The organism is Streptomyces sp. NBC_00887, from assembly GCF_045207585.1.
Map to the genome: position 1 here is coordinate 6,074,177 of NZ_CP108788.1, position 12,242 is coordinate 6,086,418.

Consider the following 12,242-nt stretch of genomic DNA (forward strand, 5'->3'; position numbering starts at 1 on the left):
CGCGCTGCGCCCGGTTGAGGCAGGCCGTTCCTGTGGTGCTCGGGGAGCGGTAGCGGCGGCGGGGAGCGGTGGGGCAGGCGCGCGGGGCGGTCCGGTTGGGGCGGGCCCGCGCGTTCTGCGTATCCTCGGTGCGTGCTTCTCTCAGATAAGGACCTCCGGGCCGAGATCGATGCAGGGCGGGTTCGCATTGATCCGTTCGACGCTTCGATGGTGCAGCCCTCGAGCATCGATGTGCGGCTGGACCGCTACTTCCGGGTGTTCGAGAACCACCGCTATCCGCATATCGATCCAGCGGTCGAGCAGGTGGACCTGACGCGTACGGTCGAGCCGGAGGGTGACGAGGCGTTCATCCTTCACCCGGGCGAATTCGTACTGGCGTCGACGTACGAGGTCATCTCGCTCCCCGACGATCTCGCGTCGCGGCTGGAGGGGAAGAGCTCCCTGGGGCGCCTCGGGCTGGTGACGCATTCGACGGCCGGCTTCATCGACCCCGGGTTTTCGGGGCACGTGACCCTGGAGCTCTCGAATCTGGCGACGCTGCCGATAAAGCTCTGGCCGGGGATGAAGATCGGGCAGCTGTGCATGTTCCGGCTGACTTCGCCGTCCGAGTTCCCCTACGGTTCCGAGCGGTACGGGTCGCGCTACCAGGGGCAGCGGGGACCGACGGCATCGCGTTCGTACATGAACTTCCATCGGACCCAGGTGTGATGCGGCGTGGCTGACGGGGCGCGGGAGAATCTGACGTACGAGGCTTTCGGGCTCGCCGTGCGTGAGCTGGCGCAGGCGGTTGCCGACGACGGGTACGAGCCGGATGTCGTGCTGAGCATCGCGCGCGGCGGGGTCTTTGTCGCGGGTGGCCTGGCGTACGCGCTGGACTGCAAGAACATCCACCTGGTGAACGTGGAGTTCTACACCGGGGTCGGGACGACCCTGGACATGCCCGTCATGCTGGCGCCCGTGCCGAACGCCATCGATTTCACGCGGAAGAAAGTCCTCATCGCCGACGACGTGGCGGACACGGGCAAGACGCTGAAGCTGGTGCGCGACTTCTGTATCGACCATGTGGCCGAGGTGCGCAGCGCGGTCATCTACGAGAAGCCGCAGTCGCTCGTGAAATGCGAGTACGTGTGGAAGAAGACCGATCAGTGGATCAACTTCCCGTGGAGTGTCGAGAAGCCCGTCGTGCGCCGCACCGGGCAGGTTCTCGACTCGTAGACCCGCGGGCGGACGTGGGAAGGGCCCCGGTGCTGAGCACCGGGGCCCTTCCGCGTGTCGTCCGGGTCAGATCGTGCCGAGCTTGATGATCGACAGCAGGGCGATCAGCTGGATCGCGGAGGCGCCCAGGGCCTTCGGCCACGGCAGGTCGTGCGACTTGCTCACCATGGAGGTGAACAGCGCTCCGGCCGCCAGCCAGGTCAGCCAGCCGACGATCTGCACCAGGGAGTTCTCGCCGCCCAGGAACAGGGCGAAGACGAGGCGGGGGGCGTCCGTGATCGACATGATCAGCATGGACAGGCCCACGGTCGGCTGCCAGGAGCCCGTGCCGCCGAGCTGGCGGGCCAGGGTGTGGGTGACCGCGCCGAGGACCAGACCGCCGATGACGAAGCCGATGCCCGTGATCACGACGTACGGGACGGCCGTGGAGACCTCCGCGTGGATCGCCTCGTCGCGGGCCTGGTCGAAGCCGAAGAGCGCGAGCAGGCCGTACACGAACGTGACGACGAGCGCGGGGCCCCAGACCGGGTAGTCGCGCATCTGCCAGAACGTCGGGCCCGGACGCATCACGACACCGCTCAGCAGCTGCTTCCAGTGCAGGCGCGGGCCTGCGGGCTGGGCGGGGGCCTGGCCGGCTGCGTACGTGTTCCCGTCGCCGTACGGGTCCTCGTTGATGCTGAAGGCCTGCGTGTGGCCAGGGGCGTTGGCGTACGGGTCCTGCTGGGGTGGCTGGTGGTACGGGTCGCCGAAGTACTCGGGTTCGCCGTGTCCGCCACCCTGCACGTGTCCGCCCCCCTGCCCGTGTCCGCCCCCCTGCCCGTGTCCGTTGCCGCCGTGCCCGCCGCCGTACGGTGCGCCGTTGCCGCCTGCCGGAGGCCACGACTGCCGGCCGTACGGCTGCGGTGGTGCCTGCGTGCCGTACGGCTGTTGCTGCTGCGGGTGTTGTTGCGGTGTGCGGTTGTCCCGGCCGCGTCCGATCCTGAATCCAGCCACGTATCGAACGTACCTGGTCCGTACGGGCGCGGTGCGGTGGCCAGGGGAACACGGGTGCCATTGCGGCCTACCTGTGACATCCCCTAGGGGAACCCCGGGGGGTCTGCCGCAGGGGCTCAGCGCAGGAACAGGGCCGTGGAGAAGCTGATCCCGGGGTGGTCGGGAGTGGTGGCCGGGTACAGGGCGATCAGGTCCGCCTCCTCGCCCCGGTGCGTACGGACCACGGTGTCCCGCTTCCTGTCACCGTCGAAGTCCGCGTAGCGGAGCAGTGCCGTCTCCGTGGGCGTGGACGAACCGGAGCCGCGGACGGGCGCCGTCGGGATGCCGTTCGGCGGGGCCTCGAAGCGGTACGTGCCGCCGGGGCGGGTCGGGCCGTTCGGGGTGCCGAGCAGCAGGGTGCCCCTGGCCGCCTCGCCGGGCCCGTGGGGCTTGGGGGAGTGGACGAGGTCGTCGTAGCCGTCGCCGTTCGTGTCGGCCTTGGGTGCGGGGGCGAAGAGGTACGGTCCGCCGCCGGGGAGGGACTCGGCACGGCGCGGCGCACCGGCGCGGGTGAAGGGGCCGCGGAGGTCGCTGACCCTGCCCTCGCCCGCCGTCACGACGAGGTCGGTGTGCTCGTCCCCGTCGAAGTCGCCGCAGACGGGGTGGTCGGGCCACTCGTTGCCGTACCTGGCCGTGTCCGGGATGCGGAGGGTGACGGCCCTGCCGGTCAGGCCTCCGGGCGAGCCGAAGAGGACCTGCAGCGGCACGGGAGGGCGGCCGATGCCGTCGTACGGGGGATCCGTGGCCACGATCAGGTCGGTGAAGCCGTCCTCGTCGAGGTCGCACGCCGTCTGGGCGTCGAACGCCGCGGGGAGGGTGTCACCGAACTTCGCCGCGTGGGTGCGGGCGCTCAGCAGCTGGCGGGTGCCGGGTTCGAGGGCGCGGCCGGCGGAGCCGTACACGATGCCGATGCCGGCGTCGTCGCCGTGGCTGTCCTCGGGTGCCTTCACCAGGTCGTCGATGACGAGGTCCCGGTGGCCGTCCCCGTTGAAGTCGTCGGCTGTACGGCTGCCGCCGCCGCGTGGGACGGGCAGTCGCGGGGTGTCCGCCCGGCCGGCGAGGGCCTCGGGCGGGGCGTCGCCGTTCTTGCCCGTCGGGGCGGCGGACGCCGAGGAGGGGGCATGCGCCTCGGAGGGGCCCGAGCAGGCCGACAGCAGGAGCATGCCGACGCAGGCCGCCGCGAGCGGTGCTGCCGTCGCGGCCTTCGCCGTTGCGATCCGTATCCGCACGGGGGCACCTCATCCGTCTCGTACGTCTCTGTGGGTTCTGTGCGACCCACATGATGCATGAAACGGCGGAAGCGGTCGGTCCTGCCCCCGAGGCAGGTCCGGCCGCTTCCGCCGCGCGACAGCGTGTGTTACTTCACCGGCTCGGGTTCCGGCTGGTCCGCCGTCTCCGTGTCGTCCGCCGGGTCGGCGGGGGTCTTCACCGACTCCAGGAGGAGCTGCGAGACGTCGACCACCTGGATCGACTCCTTCGCCTTGCCGTCGTTCTTCTTGCCGTTGACCGAGTCGGTCAGCATGACGAGGCAGAACGGGCAGGCCGTGGAGACGATGTCCGGGTTGAGGGAGAGGGCTTCGTCGACGCGCTCGTTGTTGATGCGCTTGCCGATCCGCTCCTCCATCCACATCCGGGCACCACCGGCGCCGCAGCAGAAGCCGCGCTCCTTGTGGCGGTGCATCTCCTCGTTCCGCAGACCCGGGACCTTCGCGATGATCTCGCGCGGGGGCGTGTAGATCTTGTTGTGACGGCCCAGGTAGCAGGGGTCGTGGTACGTGATCAGACCCTCGACCGGCGTCACCGGGATCAGCTTGCCCTCGTCCACCAGGTGCTGGAGCAGCTGCGTGTGGTGGATGACCTCGTACTCGCCGCCGAGCTGCGGGTACTCGTTCGCGATGGTGTTGAAGCAGTGCGGGCAGGTCGCGACGATCTTCTTCGCCGACTTCGCCTTCTTGGTCGAGTCGTCCTCGTCGTCCTCGCCGAACGCCATGTTCAGCATCGCGACGTTCTCCTGGCCGAGCTGCTGGAACAGCGGCTCGTTGCCGAGGCGGCGGGCCGAGTCACCGGTGCACTTCTCGTCGCCGCCCATGATCGCGAACTTGACGCCCGCGATGTGGAGGAGCTCCGCGAAGGCCTTCGTCGTCTTCTTGGCCCGGTCCTCGAGGGCGCCCGCGCAGCCGACCCAGTACAGGTAGTCGATCTCGCTGAGGTCCTCGACGTCCTTGCCGACGATCGGGACCTCGAAGTCGACCTCCTTGGTCCACTCGACACGCTGCTTCTTGGCGAGCCCCCAGGGGTTGCCCTTCTTCTCCAGGTTCTTGAGCATCGTGCCCGCCTCGGACGGGAAGGCGGACTCGATCATCACCTGGTAGCGGCGCATGTCGACGATGTGGTCGATGTGCTCGATGTCGACCGGGCACTGCTCCACGCACGCACCGCAGGTGGTGCAGGACCAGAGCACGTCCGGGTCGATGACGCCGTTCTCCTCGGCGGTGCCGATGAGGGGGCGCTCGGCCTCCGCGAGGGCGGCCGCGGGAACGTCCTTGAGCTGCTCCTCGGTGGCCTTCTCGTTGCCCTCCATGTCCTTGCCGCCGCCGGCCAGCAGGTACGGGGCCTTGGCGTGCGCGTGGTCGCGCAGGGACATGATCAGGAGCTTCGGGGAGAGCGGCTTGCCCGTGTTCCAGGCGGGGCACTGCGACTGGCAGCGACCGCACTCGGTGCACGTGGAGAAGTCGAGGATGCCCTTCCAGGAGAACTGCTCGACCTGGGAGACACCGAAGACGTCGTCCTCGCCCGGGTCCTCGAAGTCGATCTCCTTGCCGCCCGAGGTCATCGGCAGGAGCGCGCCGAGCGCGACCGCGCCGTCGGCGTTCCGCTTGAACCAGATGTTCGGGAAGCCGAGGAAGCGGTGCCAGGCGACACCCATGTTGGTGTTGAGCGAGACCGTGATCATCCAGGTGAAGGACGTGACGATCTTGAGTGCCGCGACGGCGTAGGTGATGTACTGGAGCGTGCCGATGCTCAGCCCGTCGAAGGCGGCGACCAGCGGGTACGAGGCGAAGAAGCCGGGCTCCCAGCTGGTCACGTGGTGCTGGGCACCCTCCAGGCCGCGCAGCGTCATGATGCAGAGGCCGACGATGAGGATGACGGCCTCGACGAAGTACGCCTGGCCGGTCTTCGAGCCCGCGAAGCGGGACTTGCGGCCCGCGTTGCCCGGCCTGCTGAGCTGGCGGATCACGATCAGGGTCACGATGCCGAGGACCGTCATCAGACCGAGGAACTCGGTGAAGATCTCGTACGGCAGCCAGTCGCCGATGAACGGGATCAGCCAGTCGGCCTGGAAGAGCTGGCCGAAGGCGTTGACGATCGTGAGCAGCAGCGAGAAGAAGCCCACCGCCACGAACCAGTGCGCGAAGCCGACGATGCCCCAGCGGTTCATACGGGTGTGGCCGAGGAATTCCTTGACCAGCGTGATGGTGCGCTGCGTGGGATCACCCGTGCGGGTGCCCGCGGGCACGGGCTGACCGAGTCGCACATAGCGGTAGATCTGCGCGATGGCGCGGCCGAAGAGTGCGACGGCCACCACCGTGATGACCAGCGACACGATGATCGCGGCGAGTTGCATTTTGGGGGCTCCTCGGGCCTGCGAGGGTAGGATACTAAGCGGTAACTTAATGATTCTGTGCTGACACTATCCACTTATTCCGCCGTGCTGTAGCTGGGCAGGCGGTGATTTGTGTCGCTCAGGTGAGCCTTCCTCCGCCGGGCGGGCCCGTGGAGTGCGGTGCGCAGCTGGATGCGTGCGGTCTGAGCCAGGATCACCAGGTCGAGTCCTGTCCCATGATGCTCGGCGTAGTACGCGTCCAGGAGGGCGGGTTCGTCCCAGGGCATTCCGGAGCGGGCGCGCACCTGTGCCAGGCCGGTCAGACCCGGCCGCAGCTCCTGCCGCCAGTCGCGGCCCCCCGGTCCTCCGGCCGCCGGGTCGCCGGGTGCGAGGGGTGCCGGACCGACCAGGGAGAGTTCCCCGCGTACGACGTGCGGCAGTCGGGACAGCAGGTCGAGGCGGAGCCGGCGGGTGCGCAGGGAGCGCAGTTCGAAGGGCCGGCCGCCGAGGCCGGTCCGGATGTCGCGTCTCAGTACGCCTCCGGGCCGGCGGCCCGGCCGGAGCGCGAGGGCGAGGCCGCCCAGGGCGAGGGCGGGGGAGGCCAGTGCCAGCAGGACCGAGCCGAGCACCAGGTCCAGGCTCCGCTTGGCGGTCATGGCCGCCAGCTGTGCCGCCGTGAACCGGGCAGCGCGGGCCGCCGCCCGTGCCGCCGCGGCTGTGGCGGGGTGCGTCGTCCTTCGTACCGCAGTCTGCTTCGCGTTCTGCATCGCACCTGCCCGGAATCCGTGACGTGCCCTTATGACCGTCTCGCTGCATTTTGTGACAGAACGATCCCATGATGCGATGGTGGGGCGGAGGTGCTTGGCGTAGCAAGAGTGCCGGGTGTCGCGCGTGGCGTCGGCGCCGCGTTCATGTGTGCATCAGATAAAAACCACAGGTGGTAGTGGGTCTGAGCACCTTAGTTGAGTCCAGGTGACTCAGGTCCTTTGACTCGGAGGCGGGTGTCATGCATCCTTGAGTCAGATCCACTCAAGTAGTCAGTTGGAGGAATCGAAATGGCACGTGCGGTCGGCATCGACCTGGGTACGACTAATTCCGTCGTCAGCGTTCTCGAAGGCGGCGAGCCCACCGTCATCACCAACGCCGAAGGCGCCAGGACCACGCCGTCCGTCGTCGCTTTCGCGAAGAACGGCGAGGTGCTCGTCGGCGAGGTGGCCAAGCGCCAGGCAGTCACGAACGTCGACAGGACGATCCGTTCGGTCAAGCGCCACATGGGCACTGACTGGAAGATCGAGATCGACGGCAAGGGCTTCAACCCGCAGCAGATGAGCGCCTTCATCCTGCAGAAGCTCAAGCGTGACGCCGAGGCATACCTGGGCGAGAAGGTGGCCGACGCTGTCATCACCGTCCCGGCGTACTTCAACGACTCCGAGCGCCAGGCGACGAAGGAGGCCGGCGAGATCGCGGGCCTGAACGTCCTGCGCATCGTCAACGAGCCGACGGCCGCCGCGCTGGCGTACGGGCTCGACAAGGACGACCAGACGATCCTCGTCTTCGACCTCGGTGGCGGCACCTTCGACGTGTCCCTCCTGGAGATCGGCGACGGCGTCGTCGAGGTGAAGGCCACCAACGGTGACAACCACCTCGGTGGTGACGACTGGGACCAGCGTGTCGTCGACTACCTGGTGAAGCAGTTCGCCAACGGGCACGGCGTGGACCTGTCCAAGGACAAGATGGCTCTCCAGCGTCTCCGCGAAGCTGCGGAGAAGGCGAAGATCGAGCTCTCGTCCTCGACCGAGACCACGATCAACCTGCCCTACATCACCGCTTCGGCCGAGGGCCCGCTGCACCTGGACGAGAAGCTCACGCGCTCGCAGTTCCAGCAGCTCACCGCTGACCTCCTGGACCGCTGCAAGAACCCGTTCCAGAACGTCATCAAGGACGCGGGCATCCAGCTCTCCGAGATCGACCACGTCGTTCTCGTCGGTGGCTCGACCCGTATGCCGGCCGTCGCCGAGCTCGTCAAGGAGCTCACGGGCGGTCAGGACGCCAACAAGGGTGTGAACCCGGACGAGGTCGTCGCCATCGGCGCCTCGCTCCAGGCCGGTGTCCTCAAGGGCGAGGTCAAGGACGTCCTGCTCCTCGACGTGACCCCGCTGTCCCTCGGTATCGAGACCAAGGGAGGGATCATGACCAAGCTCATCGAGCGCAACACCACGATCCCGACCAAGCGTTCCGAGATCTTCACGACGGCCGAGGACAACCAGCCGTCCGTGCAGATCCAGGTCTACCAGGGTGAGCGCGAGATCGCGGCGTACAACAAGAAGCTCGGCATGTTCGAGCTGACCGGCCTGCCGCCGGCCCCGCGTGGCGTCCCGCAGATCGAGGTCGCGTTCGACATCGACGCGAACGGCATCATGCACGTCGCCGCGAAGGACCTCGGCACCGGCAAGGAGCAGAAGATGACCGTCACCGGTGGCTCCTCGCTGCCGAAGGACGAGGTCAACCGGATGCGCGAAGAGGCCGAGCAGTACGCGGACGAGGACCACCGTCGTCGCGAGGCCGCCGAGTCGCGCAACCAGGGCGAGCAGCTCGTCTACCAGACGGAGAAGTTCCTCAAGGACAACGAGGACAAGGTCCCCGGTGACGTGAAGACGGAGGTGGAGACCGCGCTCACCGAGCTGAAGGAGAAGCTCAAGGGCGAGGACACCGCCGAGATCCGTACCGCCACCGAGAAGGTCGCGGCCGTCTCCCAGAAGCTGGGCCAGGCGATGTACGCCAACGCCCAGGCCGAGGGTGCGACGCCCGGCGCCGACACCCCGGGTGACGACAGCGCCAAGGCCGACGACGATGTCGTCGACGCCGAGATCGTGGACGACGAGAAGGACAACAAGGGCGGTGCGGCGTGACCGAGGAGACTCCGGGCTTCGACGAGAAGCCCGACGTCCCCTCCGGCGCCAACTCCGACGACGTCGAGCCGAAGGCCGCCGCCACCCCCTCCACCGAGGAGGCGGCGGCCCCGGCCGGGGACGTACAGCAGACAGCGGCCCTGACGGCGCAGCTGGACCAGGTCCGTACGGCGCTCAGTGAGCGCACGGCCGACCTCCAGCGGCTCCAGGCCGAGTACCAGAACTACCGCCGGCGGGTCGAGCGCGACCGGGTGCAGGTCAAGGAGGTCGCAGTCGCGGGCCTTCTGTCCGAGCTCCTGCCCGTGCTGGACGACGTCGGCCGCGCACGGGAGCACGGCGAGCTGGTCGGCGGCTTCAAGTCGGTGGCCGAATCGCTGGAGACGGTCGTCGCGAAGCTGGGCCTGCACCAGTTCGGCAAGGAGGGCGAGCCCTTCGACCCGACGATCCACGAGGCCTTGATGCACTCGTACGCGCCGGACGTCACCGAGACGACCTGCGTGGCGATCCTGCAGCCGGGGTACCGCATCGGGGAGCGCACCATCCGCCCCGCGCGGGTGGCCGTGGCCGAGCCGCAGCCGGGCGCCACGCCCGCGGCGGCGAAGGAAGAGAAGGCAGACGACGAGGAGAGCGGTGGAACCGAAGAGGTCTGACGTCCAGTCCGACCACTGCGGTGAACACCGACGGGGCGTGCGGCCGGCCACAAGGCCGGCCGCACGGCCCATCGTCCGGAAGGAGGGACGTCGATGAGCACGAAGGACTTCGTCGAGAAGGACTACTACAAGGTCCTCGGCGTCCCCAAGGACGCCACCGACGCCGAGGTCAAGAAGGCGTACCGGAAGCTCGCCCGCGAGTTCCACCCGGACGCCAACAAGGGCGACGCCAAGGCGGAGGAGCGCTTCAAGGAGATCTCCGAGGCGAACGACGTCCTCGGTGACCCCAAGAAGCGCAAGGAGTACGACGAGGCGCGCGCCCTCTTCGGCAACGGAGGCTTCCGGGCGGGTCCCGGCGGTGCGGGCGGCAACTTCAACTTCGACCTGGGGGACCTCTTCGGGGGTGCCCCGGGTGCGGGCCAGGGCGGCGGTGCCGGCGGGTTCGGCGGTGGTGGCGGCGGCCTGGGCGACGTCTTCGGCGGACTGTTCAACCGGGGCGGCGCGGGCACCCGTGTCCAGCCGCGCCGCGGCCAGGACATCGAGTCCGAGGTGACGCTCAGCTTCACCGAGGCCGTCGACGGGGCCACGGTCCCGCTGCGGATGTCCAGCCAGGCGCCCTGCAAGGCGTGTTCGGGCACGGGCGACAGGAACGGCACCCCGAGGGTCTGTCCGACCTGCGTCGGCACCGGTCAGGTGTCACGCGGCAGCGGCGGCGGATTCTCGCTCACCGATCCCTGTGTGGACTGCAAGGGCCGGGGCCTCATCGCCCAGGACCCCTGCGAGGTCTGCAAGGGCAGCGGCCGGGCGAAGTCGGCCCGCACCATGCAGGTGCGGATCCCGGCGGGCGTGCTGGACGGCCAGCGGATCCGGCTGCGCGGCAAGGGCAGCCCGGGCGAGCGCGGCGGCCCGGCAGGCGACCTCTACGTCGTCGTCCATGTCGACGCCCACCCGGTCTTCGGCCGCAAGGGCGACAACCTCACCGTCACCGTGCCCGTCACCTTCGCGGAGGCGGCACTCGGCGGCGAGGTGAAGGTCCCCACGCTCGGCGGACCTCCGGTCACCCTGAAACTCCCGGCCGGTACCCCCAACGGGCGTACGATGCGGGCCCGCGGCAAGGGAGCCGTGCGCAAGGACGGCACCCGTGGCGACCTCCTGGTCACCGTCGAGGTGTCCGTGCCCAAGGATCTCGGCGCGGAGGCTCAGGAAGCGCTGGAGGCCTACCGGAAGGCGACCGCGGGGGAGGACCCGCGGGCGGAGCTGTTCCAGGCTGCGAAGGGAGCTTGAGATGGACGGCCGTCGGCGCAATCCGTACCAGCTGACCGATGAATCACCGGTGTACGTGATCTCGATCGCGGCCCAGCTCTCGGGATTGCATCCGCAGACGCTGCGCCAGTACGACCGCCTCGGCCTGGTCTCGCCGGACCGTACGGCCGGACGCGGCAGGCGCTACTCGGCCCGCGACATCGAACTGCTGCGCACGGTGCAGCAGCTGTCGCAGGACGAGGGCATCAACCTGGCGGGCATCAAGCGCATCATCGAGCTGGAGAACCAGGTCGCCGCGCTCCAGCAGCGCGTCGCCGAGCTCTCCGCGGCGGTGGACGGTGCGGCGGTGGCCATGCAGCAGCGCGAGGCCCAGGTGCACGCCTCGTACCGGCGCGACCTGGTGCCGTACCAGGACGTGCAGCAGACCAGCGCGCTGGTCGTCTGGCGGCCCAAGAGGCCGAAGGACTGAGACCGGCTGCGGAGGCCCGCCCCCGGGGCGTCATGACCCGTTCATGACCCCGGGGGCGGGCCTCTGTGCTGTCCCGGTGCCGGCCTCGGCGATGCCGGACCGGACGATGAGCGCCCCCAGGTGGGTCCGGCTGCGGGCATTGAGCGTCTGCATGAGCTTGGAGATGTGGGAGCGGCAGGTGCGGACGCTGATGCCCAGCTTGCGTGCGACCACGTCGTCGACGTGGCCCTCGGTCAGCAGCCGGGCGATGCTCTGCTGGACGGCGGTGACGGGGGCGCCCGGGACGGTTGCCGGGAGCTGCTGGGTGAGGGGGGTGGCCTGCGCCCAGAGGACCTCGTAGACCTGGGTGAGATAGGTGACGAGGGCGGGATGGCGGATTTCCAGTGCCGTCTCACGCGTGGGAGTGGCGGGGATGTAGGCCACGGCGCGGTCGAAGATGATGAGCCGTTCGACGCTCTGCTCGACGGTCCGCACCTGGAGGCGGTCGGACGGTATTTCCGCCACGTAGTCCTTGAGCCCGGGGCTGTACCGTGCGGGGTGCTGGTAGAGGTGCCTCAGACGGGCTCCCGAGGCGATCGCGGAGCGGGCGTTCTCCAGCCCCTGCCGCATGTTGTGTGTGAGCCTGTTGGCCCCCGGCTGCGCCGTCAGGACCTCCTCCTTGGCATGGGTGGAGGCCTCCCGGAGCACGGAGACGATCAGCGACCGTCCTTCGAGCACGGTGATCGCGTGGTTGGGGTCCTCATCGGCGACGGCCATCAGCGGCGCAAGCGCCCCTGACAGCGCGGAGGTCAGACGTATCCGCTCGTCTATCTCCCTGGTGATGGGCTGCAGCAGGTGGGCCAGAGCGGCGGACGGCGGGACGGGACGAAGCCACGCGTCGTCGTCCGGGTCGGGCTGGACGAGGGCCATCTCCAGCAGGCACGGAGCGGAGTCCAGGTCGGCGCGGGGGAGACGTCCCGCGCGCAGCGCTTCCTCGTACAGGCGTATCGCCGGGTCGCACAGTTCTCGATTCCCATGCGCATGGGTCGGGTTTGCCTTTTCCGCGTCGATTTGGGGGCCCTCATTTTTTTGCACTGCAACAAGATGACGGTGGCGGAAGC

At 69.0% G+C, this 12,242-nt stretch carries 11 protein-coding genes; 6 read left to right on the forward strand and 5 right to left on the reverse strand.

Going from position 1 to position 12,242, the window contains the following annotated elements; genetic code table 11:
* Positions 1–132: 132 nt before the first annotated feature.
* On the forward strand, positions 133–708 hold the full coding sequence (gene dcd / locus OG844_RS27850; protein WP_329209486.1) for a dCTP deaminase: 576 nt from the start codon (positions 133–135) through the stop codon (positions 706–708).
* A 6-nt stretch (positions 709–714) separates the two neighbouring features.
* Entirely contained in the window at positions 715–1,215 is a 501-nt protein-coding gene (locus OG844_RS27855) for a phosphoribosyltransferase (RefSeq protein ID WP_406393954.1), read from the forward strand.
* Positions 1,216–1,281: 66 nt separating this feature from the next.
* On the opposite strand, the gene OG844_RS27860 is transcribed toward OG844_RS27855, so the two are convergent.
* The 4 genes from OG844_RS27860 to OG844_RS27875 form a co-directional block, all read right to left on the reverse strand.
* Positions 1,282–2,208: a Yip1 family protein gene (locus OG844_RS27860; RefSeq protein ID WP_406393956.1), complete on the reverse strand. Its 927-nt coding sequence runs from the start codon at positions 2,206–2,208 to the stop codon at positions 1,282–1,284.
* Positions 2,209–2,324: 116 nt separating this feature from the next.
* On the reverse strand, positions 2,325–3,476 hold the full coding sequence (locus tag OG844_RS27865) for an FG-GAP repeat domain-containing protein (protein WP_406393958.1): 1,152 nt from the start codon (positions 3,474–3,476) through the stop codon (positions 2,325–2,327).
* Between the two features lie 128 nt (positions 3,477–3,604).
* Positions 3,605–5,872, reverse strand: coding sequence for a (Fe-S)-binding protein (locus OG844_RS27870; protein ID WP_406393959.1), 2,268 nt, complete (start codon positions 5,870–5,872; stop codon positions 3,605–3,607).
* A 74-nt stretch (positions 5,873–5,946) separates the two neighbouring features.
* Positions 5,947–6,618: a sugar transferase gene (locus OG844_RS27875; protein ID WP_406393961.1), complete on the reverse strand. Its 672-nt coding sequence runs from the start codon at positions 6,616–6,618 to the stop codon at positions 5,947–5,949.
* Between the two features lie 288 nt (positions 6,619–6,906).
* Here OG844_RS27875 and dnaK point away from each other — a divergent pair, with 288 nt between their 5' ends.
* The 4 genes from dnaK to OG844_RS27895 all read left to right on the forward strand — a co-directional run bounded on the left by dnaK (position 6,907) and on the right by OG844_RS27895 (position 11,142).
* Complete coding sequence (dnaK, locus tag OG844_RS27880; RefSeq protein WP_329209494.1) at positions 6,907–8,760, forward strand: molecular chaperone DnaK; 1,854 nt, start codon at positions 6,907–6,909, stop codon at positions 8,758–8,760.
* A complete protein-coding gene (gene grpE, locus OG844_RS27885; RefSeq protein ID WP_406393963.1) occupies positions 8,757–9,410 on the forward strand; it encodes a nucleotide exchange factor GrpE in 654 nt (217 codons plus the stop codon). The genes dnaK and grpE overlap by 4 nt, the downstream gene beginning before the upstream one ends.
* A 93-nt stretch (positions 9,411–9,503) precedes the next feature.
* Positions 9,504–10,694, forward strand: a complete 1,191-nt coding sequence (gene dnaJ / locus OG844_RS27890; protein WP_329209498.1) for a molecular chaperone DnaJ — start codon at positions 9,504–9,506, stop codon at positions 10,692–10,694.
* Between the two features lies 1 nt (position 10,695).
* Positions 10,696–11,142, forward strand: a complete 447-nt coding sequence (locus OG844_RS27895; RefSeq protein ID WP_014155378.1) for a heat shock protein transcriptional repressor HspR — start codon at positions 10,696–10,698, stop codon at positions 11,140–11,142.
* A 30-nt stretch (positions 11,143–11,172) separates the two neighbouring features.
* On the opposite strand, the gene OG844_RS27900 is transcribed toward OG844_RS27895, so the two are convergent.
* Positions 11,173–12,216: a LuxR C-terminal-related transcriptional regulator gene (locus OG844_RS27900; protein ID WP_406393965.1), complete on the reverse strand. Its 1,044-nt coding sequence runs from the start codon at positions 12,214–12,216 to the stop codon at positions 11,173–11,175.
* Positions 12,217–12,242: the final 26 nt, after the last annotated feature.